Origin of the sequence: Puia dinghuensis, assembly GCF_014642875.1 — a bacterium.
GTDB classification, from domain to species: Bacteria; Bacteroidota; Bacteroidia; order Chitinophagales; family Chitinophagaceae; genus Puia; species Puia dinghuensis.
This window is the reverse complement of sequence record NZ_BMJC01000006.1, coordinates 400,181-420,630: the sequence shown is the minus strand read 5'-3', so window position 1 is coordinate 420,630 and position 20,450 is coordinate 400,181. Positions and strand designations below refer to the sequence as shown.

10 protein-coding genes are annotated in these 20,450 nt (G+C 54.0%); 2 read left to right on the top strand and 8 right to left on the bottom strand.

The features are described 5' to 3' along the window. Positions 1-41 precede the first annotated feature (41 nt). Positions 42-7,370, top strand: coding sequence for a T9SS outer membrane translocon Sov/SprA (gene sov, locus IEY39_RS26970; protein ID WP_229689111.1), 7,329 nt, complete (start codon positions 42-44; stop codon positions 7,368-7,370). Here the strand turns inward: sov and IEY39_RS26965 are convergent. The 8 genes from IEY39_RS26965 to folD all read right to left on the bottom strand — a co-directional run bounded on the left by IEY39_RS26965 (position 7,367) and on the right by folD (position 16,746). Continuing rightward, positions 7,367-8,128 carry an SDR family NAD(P)-dependent oxidoreductase gene (locus IEY39_RS26965; protein ID WP_188937494.1) on the bottom strand — a complete coding sequence of 254 codons (762 nt, stop codon included), beginning with the start codon at positions 8,126-8,128 and terminating at the stop codon, positions 7,367-7,369. The genes sov and IEY39_RS26965 overlap by 4 nt on opposite strands. Next, positions 8,125-8,925: an alpha/beta fold hydrolase gene (locus IEY39_RS26960; RefSeq protein ID WP_188937493.1), complete on the bottom strand. Its 801-nt coding sequence runs from the start codon at positions 8,923-8,925 to the stop codon at positions 8,125-8,127. The genes IEY39_RS26965 and IEY39_RS26960 overlap by 4 nt, the downstream gene beginning before the upstream one ends. Further along, entirely contained in the window at positions 8,918-10,501 is a 1,584-nt protein-coding gene (gene lnt / locus IEY39_RS26955; protein WP_188937492.1) for an apolipoprotein N-acyltransferase, read from the bottom strand. Before lnt ends, IEY39_RS26960 begins: the two co-directional genes overlap by 8 nt. Positions 10,502-10,541: 40 nt before the next feature. Beyond that, positions 10,542-12,044, bottom strand: a complete 1,503-nt coding sequence (gene guaB, locus IEY39_RS26950; protein WP_188937490.1) for an IMP dehydrogenase — start codon at positions 12,042-12,044, stop codon at positions 10,542-10,544. A gap of 65 nt (positions 12,045-12,109) precedes the next feature. Next, entirely contained in the window at positions 12,110-13,288 is a 1,179-nt protein-coding gene (dprA, locus tag IEY39_RS26945) for a DNA-processing protein DprA (protein ID WP_188937488.1), read from the bottom strand. 45 nt (positions 13,289-13,333) lie between these two features. Beyond that, on the bottom strand, positions 13,334-15,247 hold the full coding sequence (locus IEY39_RS26940; RefSeq protein WP_188937484.1) for an OmpA family protein: 1,914 nt from the start codon (positions 15,245-15,247) through the stop codon (positions 13,334-13,336). A gap of 10 nt (positions 15,248-15,257) precedes the next feature. Further along, on the bottom strand, positions 15,258-15,869 hold the full coding sequence (locus tag IEY39_RS26935; protein ID WP_229689110.1) for a 7-carboxy-7-deazaguanine synthase QueE: 612 nt from the start codon (positions 15,867-15,869) through the stop codon (positions 15,258-15,260). Next, the gene (gene folD / locus IEY39_RS26930) at positions 15,862-16,746 is read right to left on the bottom strand and encodes a bifunctional methylenetetrahydrofolate dehydrogenase/methenyltetrahydrofolate cyclohydrolase FolD (protein WP_188937482.1); all 885 of its coding nucleotides are present in this window, start codon (positions 16,744-16,746) and stop codon (positions 15,862-15,864) included. Before folD ends, IEY39_RS26935 begins: the two co-directional genes overlap by 8 nt. Positions 16,747-17,188: 442 nt before the next feature. Here folD and IEY39_RS26925 point away from each other — a divergent pair, with 442 nt between their 5' ends. Continuing rightward, the gene (locus IEY39_RS26925) at positions 17,189-20,428 is read left to right on the top strand and encodes a SusC/RagA family TonB-linked outer membrane protein (protein ID WP_188937481.1); all 3,240 of its coding nucleotides are present in this window, start codon (positions 17,189-17,191) and stop codon (positions 20,426-20,428) included. Positions 20,429-20,450 lie beyond the last annotated feature (22 nt).

The following is a 20,450-nucleotide window of genomic DNA, read 5'->3' as shown; positions in this document are numbered from 1 at the left end:
TGTTGATTCTGGCAACGGTAGTGTTGACAGCTGTTTCAGTTGTGTTTTCTACAACTGTTTCCGCCCATCCGTTTCAGCAACAACGTGATACAACGGCGCCGGGAGGGCGGAAAGATACCATCGCGCACCGGACGGATACCGTAGGCCTCAGCGCCGATTACTACATGAGCCTGATGAGAAGGGCAGCCGACTCCATCCGCCGTCAGCGGGATTCCGTCCGCCGCATCCCCGATACAGCCCGACCCGGCGACAGCCTTCGCTTCCCCATCCACGATCGCCGCGGCGACCGCTTCTCTTATCCCAATAACAATCCCTTCGATCTCAAAGACCCCTCCAATCTGCGCGACTCCATCGTGTATGACCCGGCGACCAATCAATACTACATCATAGAAAAGGTTGGTAATCAATATTATAGAAAACCAACCTATCTTACTTTCGAAGAGATGATGAAAATGTCGGGGGATTCGGCCGAGAATGATTATTTCCGGAAGCGCGCCGACGCCCTTGACGCCCTGAACCGGAGGTTGTTGCGGCCAAAGCTATCCGTCAGCGACAATCTCTTCAACCGCATCTTTGGGAATGGCAAGATCGATATCAGGCCGCAGGGAAATGTGGACATCACCGCCGGCTATATGGGGCAGAATATCCAGAACCCCACCCTGCCCGAAAGCGCGAGACGCACCGGCGGCTTTGACTTCAACGAGAACGCCAACCTCCAGGTGGTGGGAAACATCGGGGACAAGCTGAAACTGCCGATCAGCTATAATACTTTAGCAAATTTTGATTTTGAAAACCAGCTGAAACTGGACTATACCGGCGGGCCCGACGAGATCATTAAAAAGGTGGAAGCGGGCAATGTCTCCTTCACCACCCCCAGCACCCTGATGACAGGAGCCCAGTCACTGTTTGGTATCAAGACCAGGATGCAGTTTGGGAAATTGTCCGTCACCGCTGTTCTTGCCAACCAGCGCTCGCAGAAACAGACTGTATCCTCCCAGGGTGGGGCGCAGGTGACCTCCTTTTCCTTCAAGGCGGATGACTATGACGAAAACCGGCACTTCCTGCTGGCGCAGTACTTCCGGAATAATTACAACACTGCGATGTCCACCCTCCCTCTCGTCAGTTCCCAGGTTCAGATTCTACGTATCGAGGTCTGGGTGACGAATCGTAATGGGGTGGACACGGGTTCCCGGCAGATCGTGGGTCTGATGGATCTAGGGGAACCATCACCTTACAACAACCGCATCGGCCGCGGTACCGGCACGACAGGGCTTCCGTACAATGACGCCAATACCGAATACCGCAGCATTATCAATGACCCAACAAGCCGGAGCCCGACCTCGGCGGCCAATAAACTCAATTCCCTGGGACTGACGCAGGTGCAGGATTTCGAGATCGTCTATGCCCGGAAACTGAATGCCACGGATTATTATTTCAACCCGCAGGTAGGCTTTATCTCTGTTAATCAGACCCTTCAGGCCAATGATGTCCTGGCGGTGGCCTACCAGTATAGCTATAACGGACATATCTATCAAGTGGGAGAGTTCTCCACCGATGTGCCTCCCGATACAACGGCAGGGACAGGGGGCGGAGCTTCCAAGGTCTTGTATCTCAAATTGCTGAAAGCCACGTCCCAGCGGACCAACCTGCCCCTCTGGAATCTGATGATGAAGAACGTCTACTCCCTGAAGACGCCCGGCGGCAGCTACCTGGCGAATATCCAGCAGCAGGGCTTCCAGTTTAATGTCAACTATGACGAACCCAGCAAGGGCACCAAGCGCTACCTGCCTGAGGGGCCAAAGGCTAACCTTCCCCTGCTTACCGTCCTGGGCCTCGACCGGTTGAACGCGCACAACGACCCCGGTGCGGATGGAATATTCGACTATATCGAAGGCCTCACTGTCATTTCCAACCAGGGCCGTATCATCTTCCCCGTCCTGGAACCCTTTGGACGCGACCTCGACACCCTTGCTTTTGCCGGGGCGCCGCAGTCATTGAAGAACAAGTATGTATTTTATCAATTGTACGATACGATAAAGGCGGTGGCGCAGACCTTTGCCAACGTCGACCGCTATGTGCTAAATGGCACTGCCAAGGGACAATCCGCGTCCACTCTTTCTCTGAATGCTTACAATGTTCCACCGGGCTCCGTCGTGGTCACCGCCGGCGGTCAGACGCTGAGAGAAAATGTCGACTATGTGGTTGATTACAATCTTGGGCAAGTGCAGATCATCAACCAGGCCATCATCAATTCGGGCGTACCCGTCAACGTCTCCTATGAAAACAACGCCAACTTCGGGTTGCAGCAAAGGAGCTTTATGGGTGTCCGGCTGGATTATCTTGCCAAGAGCACCGCGACGGAGTCACTTAACATCGGCGCCACCTTCGAACGGCTTAACGAACGCCCCTTCTTCAGCAAGACCGACTACGGCGAGGATCCCATCCGTAACTCCATGTACGGCACGGATATCAACTACCGCGGGCAATTACCGCAACTCACCCGCCTGCTCGATAAGCTGCCTTTCTATTCCACCAAGGAGATGAGTACTATCAATGCCTATGGTGAAGGAGCCATACTGAAACCCGGACATCCGCCGCAGATCGGCAGCGGCAACAGCGGGGCGGTTTATATCGATGACTTCGAAGGCAGCACCAGCGCGATAGACCTGCGCTTCCCGCTGACAAGCTGGGCACTGGCTTCCACGCCGGCTGTCCCGATTGGCTCTACCAGCACTTATCCCCCTCTGTTCCCGGAAGGGAATCTCAGCGACTCCCTCGACTATGGCTTCAACCGCGCCAAGCTTGCCTGGTATAATATCGAGCCTACCTTACAGGATCCCAGTAATCCCAATAATCCGGTAGCAAGTCTTGGAAATGTCCTGCAGGATCCCCGTGTCGCCCCGCTGCAGGTACAACAACTCTTTCCCCAGCAGACCGTGCAGACCGGCCAGGCGCAATTGGTGACTTTCGATATGGCTTACTATCCGACTGACAGGGGGCCTTACAACTTCGATGCCCGACCCGGCAGCATAGCGCCCAACGGCAAACTGAACAACCCGAAGAAACGCTGGGGTGGGATCATGCGCGCCCTCGATCAGACGGATTTCGAGACGGCCAACATCGAAGTCCTCCAGTTCTGGGTGCTGAGCCCCTTTGCCAAGACGCTTAGTGGGGTAGGAAACTCGACAGGGGGACAGCTGTACGTCGACCTCGGCAGCATTTCGGAAGATATCCTGAAGGATGGCAAGAAAGAGTTCGAGAATGGGCTCAACACCCCCAACATCACTGCAGAGATAGACAGCAGCTCCGTCTGGGGCAGGGTGCCGGCCAATCCCATCCAGGTGACCACTGCCTTCAGCAACAATGCCGCCGACCGGCCATACCAGGACGTGGGGCTGGATGGAATGACTGACCAGGAAGAACAGCAAAAGTACGCCCGCTATCTGCAAGCCCTCGGCGCCACGATCGGAACAGGGTCCCAGGCCTACCTGAATGCGCAGAACGACCCATCCAACGACAACTTTCTCAACTACCGCGACGCCAGTTATGACGCTTCAAAAACAGGTATACTTGGCCGGTATAAGAACATCAACAACCCGCAGGGCAACTCTCCCATCGCAACCGCCGGCCAGACAACGATCTCGGCCTATACGCTCTATCCCGATCAGGAAGACCTGAACAAGGATAATACGATGAATACGCTTGAACAATATTTCGAGTACAAGGTCAACATGACGCCGGACAGCCTTGGAAAGAGCCAGGGATATAACTTCATCACCGACTCGGTGAATTTCACCCCCAGTGGAGGCGGCGCCCCGCAAACCTGGTACCAGATGACCATTCCGCTGGCGGAGTATTACCAAAACGTGGGTAATATGCCCGATTTCAGGTCCATTCAGTTTATCCGGATGTATATGACGGGCTGGTCGGATTCGGTTGTTCTCCGCTTTGCCCAGCTGCAACTGGTGCGGAATTCCTGGAGAAGTTTCGCCTACAAGGTCGATACGACAGGGAATATGACCCTGTTGCCCACCAGCAATACGAGCTTTAACGTGACAGCGGTGAACATCGAACAGAACAGCTCGCGTCAGCCTATCAATTATGTCAGCCCCCCCGGCGTCGTCCGCCAGCAAGAGCTGAGCAACAACAACGTCAACCTCCTGCTGAACGAACAGGCCATGAGCCTGCAGATCTGCAACCTGGCGCAAGGAGACGTTCGCGGCGTATACAAGACCACCAACCTCGACCTTCGGCGTTATGGAACGATGGACATGTTCGTGCATGCGGAAGCCGTCGTCCAGGGTACGGTGAATGACTTCGATATGTCGTATGTCGTCAGGCTGGGCAGCGACTTTGTCAGCAATTACTATGAGATACGTGTGCCCATTCATGTAACACAATGGAAACTCAAAGCGACGGCGGATGAGGTCTGGCCCTCGGGTAATAACCTTAACCTGAATCTCGGCCGGCTCATCCAGCTGAAAGTAGACCGGAATAACAAGGGCTCTACTAACACCTATTATAAAGAGACGGATGCAGACGGGCGATCGTATGCCGTATTGGGTAATCCCAACCTGGGCGCCATCCAGGCCTTTTTCCTGGGTGTCCAGAATGTCAACCGGACGACGGTGTGTACGGAAGTATGGTTCAACGAGCTGCGGCTCACCGATATCAGCGAGAAGGGGGGCTGGGCCGCCGTCGGCAAGGTTGATGTGAAATTAGCCGACCTTGGTACGCTCACCGTATCGGGCAGCAACAAATCCGCCGGCTGGGGTACCATCGACCAGAGCACCAACCAGCGATCGTTGGACAACAATGCGGAAGTGGATGCCGCGATCAATATCGACGCAGGCAAATTGCTGCCAAAGAAAGCGGCCATCTCCATCCCGATATATGCGGGGGTGACAAAGCAGACCAGCACGCCGGAATACGACCCCTTCGACCTGGATATCAAATTGAAGGATAAGATCAACGCGGCGCCGGCTGCTCAAAAGGATTCCATTCGCAAACAGGCGATCGACCAGACTACCGTCCAGACGGTGAATTTCACCAATGTCCATAAGAACAACACCTCCAATAAGAAGTTAAAGGTCTGGAGTATCGAGAATGTCAATGTCAGCTATTCCTACAGCAGGAGCGAGCACCATAGCCCGTTGGCCTCGGAGGATGAGCTCATCGTGCACAAGGCCATCCTGGCGTATAACTATACCCGTACGGCGAAGTTCATCACACCCTTCCGGAAGATGATCAAGTCCAGGTCGCCCTGGCTGGGCCTTGTCAGGGATTTTAACTTCAATCCCATGCCGACCGTGCTGGGCTTCCAGGCCAATGTCAACCGGCAGTTCGGCGCCTATCGTTCGCGAAACATCGGCGGGCCGGATATCCTGCCGGAGAGCTTTAATAAGTTCTTCACCTTCGACAGGCTTTATACCCTGCGATGGGATCTTACCAAGTCATTGGCGTTGGATTTCACGGCGACCAATAGGGCCTGGGTGGATGAGGACACCGGAAGGCTGAGTAAACAGGGACGCCACCAGATGTGGCAGCATTTCTGGAAGGGCGGTCGTACCATATTGTATAACCAGAATACGAACATCACGTATACCCTCCCAACCAGCAAGCTCCCGATGCTGGACTGGACGACCATCAAGGCCGGATACTCGGCTACTTATACCTGGACGGGGGCTTCACTGCTGCCTGCGGCCCATGCCCTTGGGAATACACTGGCGAACACGCAGCAAAGGACTATTCTCGCCGACCTGGACTTCACCCGGCTGTATAGCAAATGGAAACTGCTGCGTGGTCTCGACCAGCCGCCTCCGCGGACGATAATGGTGGGCGGGCGGCAGGTGCCTGATACGGCGCGCAGGAATACGGGTACACCACCGCAGACAGCCGCGCTCACCGGCGTACCAAAGGCGTTGGTGAAGCTCCTTACTTCTTTAAAACACATTACGTTTAACTATGCGGATAACAGCGGATCCACCATCTACGGTTTCCTCGACAGCACCAGGGCGCTGGGGATGAACTTCCATTCGATGGAGCCCGGCTGGGCCTATGTCTTCGGCAAGCGGGCCGATACCAACTTTATCAATAAGCTCGGCAAGCGGCATCTCATCTCGACGGACAGCGCGCTTAATAATCAGAACCTCATCAGCTATACGCAAAAAATCTCGGCATCCGCTACGCTGGAGCCCGTGCGCGATCTCCGTATCTCGATCAACATCGATAAGACCTTTGGTCAAAACTATTCCGAACTATATAAGGATACCATCGGCGGGACCGGGTACGCCCGCCTGAATCCATACATCGCGGGCACGTTTAACATCAGCTTCATCTCCTATAAGACGCTTTTTGAACATTACCGGCCCGACCAGATCTCCGAAACTTTCCATCGGTTCGAGAACTATCGCGCCATTATTTCCTCGCGATTGGGGGCCATCAATCCCTACACAGGCGGGTTATTGGGGAGCGACGGCTACGCAGTAGGCTATGGCCGGTATGCACAGGATGTACTGATACCTGCCTTTATCGCGGCCTACACAGGTAAGAGCCCCACTACGGTAGCCCTTATCAATGAGAAAGGCGGTAACGTGACCACGAATCCCTTCTCGGGTTATCTGCCCAAACCTAATTGGCATATCACTTACAATGGCCTGAGCCGGTTGCCCTGGTTTAGCCGCATCTTTACCAGTTTTAACCTCACGAATGCCTATACGGGCAACCTGAGCATGAACAGCTTCAACTCGAACCTCAACTATAGCGATCCGTCCCGGTACGGCCAACCCGGGTTTATCGATACGCTTACGGGGAATTTTGTTCCTTATTTCCAGGTTCCCAACATCACCATCTCCGAGCAATTCTCTCCGCTGCTGGGCGTGGATATGCAATTTGTCAACCTGATGACGGCTGCGGCCAGCTATAGCCGATCACGACAGTTGAGTCTCAGCCTCGTCGATTTTCAGCTGAGTGAGACCCATTCTTCCGAACTGAGTGTTACGCTGGGCTACCGGAAGAAGAATGTGGGGCTCCCCTTTGGCTGGAAGGTTCCGGGTAATGGGAAAACCCCACCCGCCGGCCCGCCGGGAAGTATCAATGCACAGAAAGGGTCAAATGATCTTATCGTGAAGTTAACGGTCAGCGTCCGGGATGACGCTATGTCCAGCAGCTATCTCGATCAGAATGCTTCGCTGCCGACGGGCGGGCAGACGGTGGTGCACATCGGGCCGACGGTGGATTATGTGCTGAATAACCGCATCAACCTGAGTTTTTACTTCGATCAGATGCGAACGACGCCCAAGATATCCACTACTCCGCCGATCGTCACGACCAAGGGGGGGATACATATCCGGATATCGCTTGCTCCCTAGGACTTCTTATAAAAGTAGATCGCATCTGCCTGTGCCGTACAGGTCAGCACCAGGTCGTTGATACAAACATGCGGCGGAAGGCTGGCACAGTAGTGTATCACATCGGCTACATCTTCCGCAGAAAGCGGCGTATAGCCTTCATAGATCTTTTTTGCCTGGCTTTCGTCGCCTTTGAACCGGACGTTGGAGAATTCCGTCTCTGCCGCCCCCGGGTGAATAGCCGTCACCTTTATCCCATGCCGCAACAGGTCGATGCGCATAGATCTCGAGATGGCGTCGACGGCAAACTTACTGCCACAGTACGCATTGCCTTTTTCATATACTTCCTTGCCGGCTACGCTGCCCAGGTTGATGATGTGCGCATTGCCGACGGGTATCATCAGCGGCAATACGGCTTTTGATACATAAAGCAGGCCTTTGACGTTGGTATCGATCATGGTGTCCCAGTCCTCGAGACTGGCTTCTTCGAAGAAGTCCCTGCCCAGCGCCAGCCCGGCATTGTTGATAAGGATATCGACCCTGCGCCAGGCTTCGGGCAAGGTCGCTACGGCTGCGAATACCGCACTCCGGTCTTGCACGTCGAATACCAGCGGCATCACCTGGATGCCTGAGCGGTCTTCCAATTCCTGTTTCAGCGCTTCCAGCCTGTCTTTCCGTCTTCCCGTAATAATGAGATGATCGCCGCCGGCGGCAAATTTCCGGGCGCAGGCCTGGCCAAAGCCCGACGTAGCGCCGGTGATAAAGATGGTCCTGTTCATGTGTATACGAAGTTTAAAAAAGATTCCACGCTGTTGCCGCTGTCCTCCGGTTCTTCCAGCATGCCCATATGCCCTGCATTTTCCAGAATATGAATATGCGCTATCGTGGGCTCATGGCATTGTTTCAGGGAGCTTTCATAGGGTACGGCCTGGTCTTTTTCTCCGATGATGAAGAGGATGGCACCCGCAAATTGTTGTAATACGCGGGTCCGGTCGGGCCGCTGGATCATAGCTTCATAGTAATAGACGAGCGATTCAGCAGAAAACCCCGAATAGCTGCGGATGATATCTTCTATCAGTTGTGGCCGGCTCTCTCTTGTCCCGGGGGCAAAGAGATTGGGGGTCGATTGCCGGACAAAAGGCGCCGCCCCATGTTGCCGGATAAACCCGATGCCTTTGCGCCGAGCCGCCTTCTTTTCTTCACTGTCCGCATAGGCCGTCGAATGAAAGAGCCCAAAGGCCTTCAACCGCTGTGGATATTGCTCTGCAAAGGAAAGCGAGATATAACCTCCCATGCTATGACCGATGAGGATGCATTTGTCGATGCCTTCCGCGTCGATCAGTATTTTTATTGACTCGGCCAGGGCGTCGATGGATGGTTCTCCAGGGAGAAGGGTAGACCGGCCGCTACCCGGGAGATCGGGTATCAGTAGCCGGTAGCCTGTTTTTAACCGAGGGATGATGGGGTCCCATAGTTTTCCGTCTTCGGCGAAGCCGTGCAGCAATAACACCGGCTGCCCGCTTCCTTCTTCACGGTAAAACAGCTTTCTTCCTTCATTGGTGATGGTCTTATCCACGACTGGTTCTTGTTTTGATGATCGTGATGATATTCCAGCCAAAGAACAATAAGGCAAGTGCAAGCGCAATCCTGGAGATGCAATCTCCACACAGGGTGTAAAAGGTCTGGCCTGTTTCCGTCGGGATGGGGCGCCGGATAGAAGCGACTTTAGCCCAGGGGCGGGATTCGATGATCTGCCCGTCCGGCTCGATGATACAGGAGACCCCGGTATTAGCACTGCGAATGACAAAACGCCGGGTTTCTATTGCGCGCAGCCGGGCGTAGCTTTCATGTTGTTTGTAACCCGGGGTATCGCCCCACCAGCCGTCATTGGTAATAACGGCCATAATATTCGCCCCGTTATGTACGTAACGCGACATAAATTCGCCATAGATGCTTTCATAACAGATGGCGGGCGCGATGCCGTAGCGGCCATCGGTGGTATGAAACACTGACCTATCCGCCTGACCCGTATACCCTTCTTCGGTGGCGCCGAATTTCTCGAACAAAGGTACCATGAAATGCAGGAAGGGCGGAAGACTCTCTGCTCCCGGCACCAGCCTCGATTTATGGTAAAAAGCCACCGGTCCCGAGCTGTCCATCAGTGCAGCCGCATTATAGCTTTCGTAAAATTTATCGGTGTCCGGTATCTTCATGGCGGTGGACGAATGTTTATAGTCGAAAATCCTGAAGCTTTCGATACCCGTCAGCAGGTTGATGCGGGGATGCCGGTGGAGGAATGCCCACAGCGGTTTTAGGAAAAAGTTTTTCTTCAGGCTATCTTCTTCGAACCCGCGTTCGTTGTACAACGCCGTTTCCGGCCAGACCACGAGCACCGTATTGCTGTCGATAGTCGAATCGCTGAGGCGAATCAGCCGCTGTAATTGCGCATCGAAGCTGCCGGTGAGGATCTTGTCGTAGGGATCGATATTGGGTTGGATGATGACGACATTGCCGGCTGGCATCTTATCCGGCGGCGCCGGTGTTAGCAGCAGCGACAGGCCCAGTGGCACGACCAGGACACCCAGCGCCACCAGGGCCCGGCGCACCACCAGCTTCCGGTGGTGAAACCAATCCCAGGCCAGCAGGAAAAGCAGGATATTCATCGTCAGCACCCAGAGGCCGCCACCGCTGGTTCCCGTGTATTCATACCATTGCACCCATCCCGGACGGGCGGCAAATACGTTGCCCAGCGTCAGCCAGGGCCAGCTGAGCCCCCAGTTTTGCAGATGAAGATATTCGAAGCTGAGCCAGAAGACGATGAGCGAGAGATAGCCCGCGGTATTCCCCATCCTTCGCCGAACGGCGTGGAAACCAAGCCAGGGCAGGCACATGAGCAGACTGTTGGCCAGAAAAGCTCCTATGGCGCCGGGGCCCGTTGCATTCCATACCCACCAGGTGGCGGCGACATTCCAGGTGAGCATGGCGATATATACCCAGCCGAAGAAATGTTTTCCCTTGACACCTTGCCGCTCGAGCCACAACAGTGGAAGGAAAGCGACAAAGACCAGGAAGGTAAGGGGAGACACCGGCCAGGCAGCAAAAAGCAAAAGACCAGTGAGCACCGACAGTGGGAGGGGATGGATTCGTTTCAAGCGACATCTGTTTATACTGCCGCCGAAGGCGGCAGCGGTTTTACCGGCTGTAATTCGGCGCTTCCCTCGTGATCTCTACATCATGTGCGTGGCTCTCTTTCATGCCGGCGTTGGTGATCTTGATAAATTGGGATTGTTGTTGTAATGTTTTGATGTCCTTGGCGCCACAGTAACCCATACCTGCTCTCAGGCCACCGACATATTGCTGAACGACTTCCGACAGGCTGCCTTTGAAAGCCACCCGGCCTTCGATGCCTTCCGGCACCAGCTTCTTGATATCATCTTCCACGTCCTGGAAATAGCGATCGCTGCTGCCCTGGGTCATCGCGCCGATGGAACCCATGCCCCGGTATTGCTTGAACTTTCTGCCTTCATAGATGATCGTTTCCCCGGGACTTTCTTCCACCCCGGCGAATACGCTACCCATCATCACGACATTGGCGCCGGCCGCCAGGGCCTTTACCATGTCACCGGTGTAGCGGATGCCGCCATCGGCGATGACGGGTATATTCCGGGAATGGAGTGCCGATGCCGCTTCCATAACGGCTGTTATCTGGGGCACCCCGGCGCCGGCGACGATCCTCGTCGTACAGATGGAGCCGGGGCCGATGCCGACCTTTACAGCATCGGCGCCTGCGTCGGCGAGGGCTTTGGCTCCCGATGCCGTGCCGATGTTACCCGCGATGACCTGGAGATTCTTAAAGGATTTTTTCAACGATTTCAAAGCGTTGATGACCCCAATGTGATGTCCGTGGGCGCTGTCCAGGGTTACTACATCTACGCCTATTTGCTGAAGCGCACTGGCCCTATCCAACAAGTCTTTGGTAATGCCTAATGCGGCCCCCACAAGCAAGCGGCCATAGGAATCCTTGACGGCATTGGGGCAGCTGGACAACTGCAGGATGTCGCGGTAGGTGATGAGCCCGATGAGCTTGCCCTGTTTGTTCACCACCGGCAGCTTTTCGATCTTGTATTTTTGCAGGATCTTCTCCGCTTTTTTCAGATCGGTGCCTTCCGGCGCCGTCACTAATCTCTCTTTGGTCGTCATTACTTCACTCACCTTCCGGCGTTTGTTGTCTTCAAAACGCAGGTCGCGGTTGGTGAGGATGCCTACTAATACTTTATTATTGTCGGTGATGGGGATGCCACCTATCTTATTCTCTTTCATCAGCCTGAGCGCATCGCCGATGGTTGCTTCTTCATGGAGGGTGATGGGGTCGATGATCAGCCCGCTCTCGCTTCTTTTTACTTTACGCACCTGCTCCACCTGTTTTTCGATGCTCATGTTCTTGTGCAGGATGCCGATGCCGCCTTCCCGGGCCAGGGCTATTGCAAGATTCGCCTCTGTGACGGTGTCCATCGCGGCGGAAAGCATGGGGATGTTGAGAGTGATCGCCTTGGTAAGCTGGCTCCGGATGTCTACTTCGCGGGGTAATACCTGCGAAAATGCGGGTAATAATAACACATCGTCAAAAGTGAGACCGTCGCCAAAAAATTTTGTGGGGGATGCTGCCTTTCCGGCAGGAGAATTTATTCTTGCCATGTGCAAAGGTAAGGCAAGCACATGGTATGGTCCAAATTTTTGTCGGCCATGTGCTGAAACCCCCGTCAGACGTGCATCAGGGGCTGGTTGAGCCTGTATCTCTTTCCCGGCAGAACGCTGATCAGACCCCGCAATTCCAGGTTCACCAGCAATAAGGCAATAGATGAAGGGGGCAGCTGACTTTGCATAGTAAGCTCATCGATGGAGAGGCTGTCTTTCTCCTGCAACAGGGCCAGCAGGCCGTCTTCCGGTTTTTTCCTGTCGTCGGGTGAAGAAAAGGGCAAAGAAGCTTGTATGCCTACGCCATTCGCCGGCCAGTCCCAACCCATGGTTGACACCAGCTGCTCGCCCGATATCAGCGCATCTGCCAGGCGTTGCTGTAAAAGCCAGTTGCAACCGGCGCTGCGCGGATCCGTCAATCTGCCGGGGACGGTGAAGACCTTACGGCCGTATTTCAGCGCCTCGCCGACCGTCAGGAGGCTGCCTCCTTGTCGGGCGGTCTCTACGACCAGCACGGCATCGCAGAGGGCGGCAACGATGCGGTTGCGATCGGGGAAACGAAAGCCGTCGGGCTTGTCGCTATAGGCAAACGATGTGAGCAGGCCGCCTTCCCGGAGCATCGCCTTCGCCAATGTTTTGTTTTCCGGCGGATACAGGTGTCGAAATCCATGGCCGAGTACACCGATGGTAGGCAGATGATGGTTCAATGCCGCCTTATGTGCCGCTGTGTCGATGCCAAGCGCCAGCCCGCTGACCACGAGGATACCGGATTGCTCCAACTGCCTGATCAATTGCGCTGTCACCTGCCGTCCATAGTCGCTGGGACTGCGGGTGCCGATGACAGCCACTATTTTTTTTGCATTGAGATCGGCATTCCCTTTATAAAAGAGCAGGGGCGGGGAGTCCGGAATATCTCTAAGCCGGTGAGGATAGTCCTGGTCGGTATGGTACAATACCCGGACCCCTTCTTTCTCCAACTGCAGCAATTCGGCTTCCACGGCTGCGAAGCCGCGAAAGCCAAGGATGGCAGATGCCTTTTCCTCATCCACCCCTGATGAAAGCAGGTCTTTTTGTTTGGCGCGGAAAACGGCGGCAGCATCGCCGAAACGGGCGATCAATTTTTTCGTATAGGCGTCGCCGATACCATCTACTCGTGTCAGTGCCACCCGGTGGAAGGTCTCTTCTGCTGACGACAAGGTTTCTGCTTCGGGAAATACGATCTCTTTTTCCAATAGGGTCTCCATCCCACTAAATTACAATTTCCCAAATAATTTAGCAAATGCAAATATCTACCGGCTGATGACATTTAATTCCGTGCGCCGGTTTTTGGCCCGTCCTTCCGGCGTAGCATTGTCCGCGACGGGTTGGCTGTCACCGAACCCTTTGAAGGATAACCTTCCGGCTGCTATGCTTTTAGTCGTGAGATAATTGGTCACGGCCTTGGCCCTGTTCTCCGACAAGACCTTATTGTCCGCCGGTTTACCAACATTATCCGTATGTCCGCTAATCTGGATGTGAAGCGTTGGGTTGTCTTTCAGCAGCTGCACGACTTCGTTCAGCTCGGCCTCGGACTCGGGCTTGAGCTCGTATTTGTTGGTCTCGAAAAAGATATTCTTTAGGATGATGGCCGCGTTGGCTTCCAGCGGTTGCAGCGGGATATCGATGTGGTAAGCGCTGTCACCCTGATCCTTGTCCAGGGCAAAATTCTCGGAGAAGAAGAGATAGCCTTTCCGGTTGACATTGAAAGCATAGTCCTTGCCCCTGGGCAGTGTAATGAGGTAGTTGCCTGTCTCATCCGTCTGTAAGTTACTCACCACTTCCCGGGTAGAAAGATCGGTCAGGAGGACGCTGGAGGGTAAGCCTTTGTTTGTCTTGCGGTCGAAGACCCTTCCCTTTACCCAGGTGGTATGTGCGGGTTGGATGTCTTCTCGCATCTCGAAGGAATAGATATCCAGGCCACCCCGGCTGTCGGCGCGGTCGCTGGCATAATAGGCCGTCTTTCCATCCGCGGTGATGACCAGGCTGCCTTCATTTTCGATGGTATTTATCGGATAGCCCAGGTTTTCCGGTTTGCTCCACCCTCCACCGGGCAGTTTGCGGGTGACGAACAGATCGTCTCCGCCATAGCCGGGATGGCCACTGGAAGTGAAATACAGACTTTGGTTGTCAGCGTGGATAAATGGCGTTCCTTCATCGCCGATGGTGTTGATCGTCGGTCCCAGATTTTCGGGGATGCTCCAGTGACCGTTCAGCAGCCGGTGACTGACATACAGATCGCTTCCGCCATATCCATCGGGCTGACGGCTGGCAAAATAAAGATCGCGTTTGTCAGGGGACAAGGAAGGGGCGGATTCCCAGTTTTCGGTATTGATGCTGTCCCCGAGGTTTTCGGGCGTGCTCCAGCCGTCGGCCGTCAGGTAAGAGATGTAGAGATCGCAGCTACCATGGCCATCGGGGAAGTTGCACCCGGTGAAGATGAGCCACTGCCCATCCTGCGAGATGTTCTGTGCACCTTCATTCTGGTTGGTATTGATCTGGCCGGGAAGACTGATGGATTTGCGCCAGACCCCGGCCACCTTATCCGATTCGTAGAAATCCTCGTTGTAATTATGGACACGGCGGGTGTAGATCAGCTTATTGCCATCGATGGTGATGGTGGGATAATATTCGGAGACCTCGCTGTTGATACTGTCGCCCAGGTTGTGCGGCTCGAATTTGTATTCACCGGCAGGATGGCTTGCTGCATAGTCAAGGGCAAACTGGTAGCATTTTTGCCGGTATTCCCCTGCTTTCCTGCTTTTATCGTTGAGATCGGTGACGGTGAGAAAAATAGTTACGGCATCCAATGCCTTTTTGAAATCCCCCTTTCCGGCCAGGTTGATCGAATAGGGAAGGTTGTAATCCATAAAGAAGACGCTGTCAATGGCCTTCGCCTTTTCATAGTTGTCGATGGCATTCTGGTAATCCTTTAGCTCACCGTACATCCCGGCCATGGAAAGATAGGCCTCTTCGAAATTCTTGTCGATGGCTACAGCCTTTTGCAGGGTGGCGATGCCGCCTTTGAAGTCATCCCCCGAGGCCAGTTCGAGCGCCTTGGAATACAACTGGACAGCTTTTTTATTGACTTTGTCCGGGTTGTACTGGGCCTTTGCCAGGAAGCCGGCCAGCAATGCTGTAAAAAGGAGGATGATGTGGTTTTTCATGCAGGGATTATTATGGAACATGGATGTATTTGTGCAATTGCAGCGAGAATTCCCATTGGGGGTTTTCCTTGATATACTCGATGATCAGGGGGGTGATGGTGGCTGACTTGCTCCATTCCGGCTGCAGGAACAGCCGGCAGCCGGCAGCCGTCCGGGCAGCCCACTCTTCGGCCCAGGAAAAGTCTGTCTTATTATAGATGACAACCTTCAATTCATTGGCCAGGGGGACGATCTCCGGCAGCGGGGCCTTGAATTTCTTTGGTGAAAGGCAGATCCAGTCCCATTCTCCGCTTAACGGCCAGGCGCCGGATGTCTCGATATGCGTGGCGAACCCGGCCCGGTGTAGCTCCCGGGTGAGTTCAGAGCAATCATGCATCAGGGGCTCCCCGCCGGTGATGACAACGATGCGTCCCGGATGCTCTTTTGCGGCGGCCACCAATGCTGAAACCTCCCTCTGGGGGTGTTTGCCGGCATCCCAGCTTTCTTTTACGTCGCACCAGACACAGCCGACATCGCAACCGCCCAGGCGGATGAAGAACGCTGCCTTTCCCTGATGAAATCCTTCACCCTGCAGGGTATAAAAGGATTCCATGACGGGCAGGCTGGTGGCTATGTTATTCATTTCCATTTCTCTCCTCACAGGCCGTGAGTGTATTTTTCATGAGGGCGGCGATGGTCATCGGACCCACTCCGCCCGGAACAGGGGTAATATAACTGCAAAGCGGGGCTACTTCATCGAATTTGACGTCGCCCTTTAGGGCAAATCCGCTCTTCTTGGTGGCGTCGGGCACCCGGGTGATGCCGACATCGATGACAATAGCGCCCTTTTTCACCATGGAAGCCGTGATAAACTCCGGCTTCCCAAGAGCCGCAACGATGATATCGGCCTGACGACAGAGCTCGGCCATATTGCGGGTCTGCGAGTGGCAGATAGTCACCGTGCAGTTGCCCGGGTTCGTGTTGCTGCTGAGCAGGATGCTCATCGGCCGGCCGACGATGTTGCTCCGCCCGACTACCACGGCGTGCATCCCCCGGGTATCTATTTTATAGTGCTCCAGCAGGAGCAGGATACCGTGCGGGGTTGCGGGGATATAGGAAGGGAGTCCTTGCACCAACCGGCCTACATTCTCGGGATGGAAGCCGTCCACATCCTTGGAAGGGTGGATGGCATCGATCACCTTTTCATCTGATATATGCTTGGGCAGGGGCAACTGCACCAGGATGCCGTCTACATCCGGGTCATTGTTCAGCTCTTCGATCACCGAGAGCAGCCGGTTTTCACTGATGGTGTCTTCCAGCTTCACCAGGGTCGACCGGTAACCGATCTCGGCGCAGGCTTTAACTTTTGCGCCTACGTAGGTCTCACTTGCGCCATTATTTCCGATCAATACCGCCGCGAGGTGGGGTATCTTTTTTCCTTCTGCTATCAGTTGTGCAACCTTTAAGGTAAGGGTATCCTTTATCGCCTTTGAAGCAATCTTTCCGTCTAATAATTCCATGCCGCAAAGGTAATATTTGGAAAATTAAACAGAATATATTAAGCTTTTTTAGCAAAAGAAATTACATGTATGTATGTGATTATATGAAAGTTCGATGCGCGCACCTTATAATTGGATATAGATTTTAGCAGATATGTAATTAACATTTTTTTGGCTAATAAGGGAACTTCCCCTAATTTAGACCCAACACAAAACTAACACACATGAGTACTTCTAATTCACTGCCTGCAGTGCTTATAGCACTATTCGCACTTTTCCACATTCATCGAAGGCCTGCGCCTGTTTTAATTCCCGCATAATTTTTTTAACCTGATCTTGAAGCTTTCTACAGCATTCAAGTGACGTATTATCATTTAATACATTTGAATCCTTGAATGTATTTGCGGCTTAATGCTACTTGTATAACCTACTAACGTTCGTATTAAATAAAAATCAGAGTCACATGAGAAAATGTCTAATGCTGATGGCATCGCTGATATTTTTATTTGTATCAGTGCATGCTCAAACTAAAACCACTACAACCGGCAGGGTCACTGACCAACAGGGTCAGCCTGTTCCTTTTGTTACCATCCAGGTAAAAGGGACCAAGGCTGCTACCAGTGCCGATGCTGATGGTTATTTTTCCCTTAAAGTGAAAGACGGCGATGTGCTGGTGATCAGCGGCGCCGGCTTCGAAAGTAAAACGGTGACGGTTAGCGGCGGCACCGTCAATGTCCAGGTGTCGAGAAAAGAGTCCAATATGGCCGAAGTCGTGGTCACGGGCGCCCTGGGTGTTCAGAGACAGGCCAAATCACTGGGTTATTCCACTGCCAAGATCACCGGCGGCGATCTTACCCAGGCCAAGCCGATCAGCGCCGTCAACGGCCTGACGGGCAAAGTCTCGGGCCTTCAGATCAATACCGTCAACAACGGGGTTTTTGCTCCCACCCGTGTTACCTTGCGCGGCAACCGTTCGCTCACGGGTAACAACCAGCCCCTCTACGTTGTGGATGGCGCTATCTTTTATAATGATATAAGCACGCTGAACCCTGACGATATCATCGACATTACGGTGTTGAAGGGCTCCAGCGCTTCCGCCGTGTACGGCTCGGATGCTTCCAACGGGGTCATCGTCGTCACCACCAAGAAAGGCACCCGGGGTAAACCCGTCATTACTGTGGCTTCTACCGTACAACAGGAGCGCGTAGCATACATGCCGGATTACCAAACCCGCTTTGGTTCCAACGGGGGCGAAAAATGGGTGAACGATTTCAACAACCTCAACGACGCGATTCCGTATGAGAACCAGGCCTATGGCCCAGAGTTCCGCCCCGGCGCCATGGTGCCCATCGGCCGTCCCATCTTTGACGGGACGTATCAGTATATTCCCTATTCGGCTATCAAGAATCAGAAACGGGACTTCTTCGACAACGCGATTACTACTCAGAACAGCTTTTCCTACAGCGCCGGCGACGAAAACAGCCGTTTCTTTGTCAGCGCACAGGATGTAAACACCAAAGGCGTAATGCCGGGTGACAAAGGAAGAAGGGATGTCTTCCGTCTCGGTGGATCCCGGACTTCCGGTATTTTCTCCGCCGATTTTAACCTTTCTTACACTAATAAGAAGACCGACCTCACCTCTCAGCCGGCAACAGTATACGATCAGCTTATCCAGACTCCTGCCGACATTCCTATCTCCCGGTACAAGAACTGGGCGACGGATAAGTACTCCACGCTGGATGGGTATTACAACGACTATTACACGAATCCTTATTGGACACTGGCCAACGACCGCAGCGTAACGCAGGACAACAACCTGGAGGGAAATGTCCATCTGGCGTTGAAGCCCACGTCCTGGCTCAACTTCTCCTACCGGCTTTCGGCCAACTATCTGGGCAGGACCAATGATATCAGCAACGCCGGGGAGACCTATTCCGTTTTTGCTTCAAAGCATAGTGACTCGGTGTATTATTCCAATTACGCCGGTAATGGCATCGTTCGCGTAGATGAGTCGCCCAAATACAACGCCAGCCTTGGGAATACACTGCCGACTTATGCGACTGCCACCTTTTCCAACTTCCTCATTACCCAGGACTTCCTGGCCACCTTCAATAAGAACCTGACCCAGGACTTCAACCTGACGGCTACTGCGGGGATCACCTACCTGGACAACCAGATAAAGGGCTCCCTGATCAATGCCGGCACCCTCTTCTTCCCGGTGTACAACGTCAGCAGCCTTACGGGTATTCCCGGTGTAGCCAGCGCACGCGAAGAAGCCCGGAAGCTCGGTTACTTCGGGGAAGCTACCGTGGGATACAAAGGGTTTGCCTTCGTCCACGGGTCTTACCGGACGGACATCGACTCCCGCCTTTCCAAGGACAACCGTTACATCCCTTATTATGATGTGGACGGTTCGCTCGTGATCAGCGACCTGATCCCCTCCATCGGTCGGAGTGACGGGCTCAATTACATCCAGGTGCGCGCGGCACACTCGTTGACGGGTAACGTATCCGCCCTCGCTCAGGGTTCTCCCTATATAGCGGACGGCGCCTACGCCACTGACGCGACCCTGGTGAGCTCTTCGGGTCTGGGCTTCCCCTACAATGGCGTCGGCGGTTACGCGCTCAACGGCACCATCGCCAATCCCAATATCAAGCCGGAGAAAGTAACGGAGAATGAAGTAGGTCTCGAACTGGGCTATAAGAACATCCTCGCGTTGAAGGCCGCTGTTTACGAGCAAAAACTGAAGGATGGCATCGTCTACACGCAGATTCCGACCTCCAGCGGCTTTAATAAGGCCCTCGTCAATGCCGCCAGCACCGACAATAAAGGCCTCGAACTCGAACTGCAGGCCACCGTCATCCATACCAAGGACTGGGGCTGGAAAGTGGGTGTCAACTATACCCATACCCAGAGCAAGGTGTTAGCCATCAACGGTAACCAGCAGAGCCTGACCATATCGCAGTCGGTAAACCCCTTCCTCTTTGCGGGTCAGAACAACGGGTCTAATGCCAATTCCTTTGCCGTCGTGGGCCATGCCTACCCCGTCATCGAAACATATGACTGGGTGAGGGACGGCGCCGGCCGCGTGATCGTTGACGCGGTGTCGGGCACGCCGACAAAGAGCTCAAGCCTCTCCATCCTGGGTAATGCCAATCCTACTGATATCCTTGGTGTCACTACCAACGTCACCTGGAAGCGGTTTAGCCTCTCGGCTACTGCCGACTATCGCGGCGGGCACAAGATATTCAACTGGATCGGCAACGCCATGGACTTCTCTGGTGTAGGCTCGACAACGGCTGCCACCGGCAGACAGCGTTTCGTCTTCCCGAATTCCGTGATCATCGTCAACGGCAAATCGGTGCCCAATACCAATGTCACCGTCTCCGACGCCAACTTCAACTTTTGGCCCAGTGTCTACAACTCGGTCGGCGCCAACTATGTTGTCAGCGCTGCCGCCTGGAAGCTGCGGGAAGTCACCATCAGCTACGATATCCCCAAGACGATCTTTGCCGCAACCAGGATTATCCAAAAGGCACAGCTCATCGTTTCCGGCAGAAACCTGATCATGATCCGTCCCTCTACCAACAAATGGACAGATCCTGAATTCAATGAAGGCACGGGTAACGACGTCGGCCGTACCGGGGAAGCACAGGCTCCGCCAACCCGCATCTTCAGCGCCACGCTTTCCCTTACTTTCTAATCATTCATTAAATGAAGACAAA

Coding starts and splice junctions, on each gene's coding strand:
- IEY39_RS26965 (WP_188937494.1), bottom strand. CDS start 8,128: ATGAACAGGACCATCTTTATCACCGGCGCTACGTCGGGCTTTGGCCAG.
- guaB (WP_188937490.1), bottom strand. CDS start 12,044: ATGGCAAGAATAAATTCTCCTGCCGGAAAGGCAGCATCCCCCACAAAA.
- dprA (WP_188937488.1), bottom strand. CDS start 13,288: ATGGAGACCCTATTGGAAAAAGAGATCGTATTTCCCGAAGCAGAAACC.
- IEY39_RS26940 (WP_188937484.1), bottom strand. CDS start 15,247: ATGAAAAACCACATCATCCTCCTTTTTACAGCATTGCTGGCCGGCTTC.
- IEY39_RS26935 (WP_229689110.1), bottom strand. CDS start 15,869: ATGAATAACATAGCCACCAGCCTGCCCGTCATGGAATCCTTTTATACC.
- folD (WP_188937482.1), bottom strand. CDS start 16,746: ATGGAATTATTAGACGGAAAGATTGCTTCAAAGGCGATAAAGGATACC.
- IEY39_RS26925 (WP_188937481.1), top strand. CDS start 17,189: ATGAGAAAATGTCTAATGCTGATGGCATCGCTGATATTTTTATTTGTA.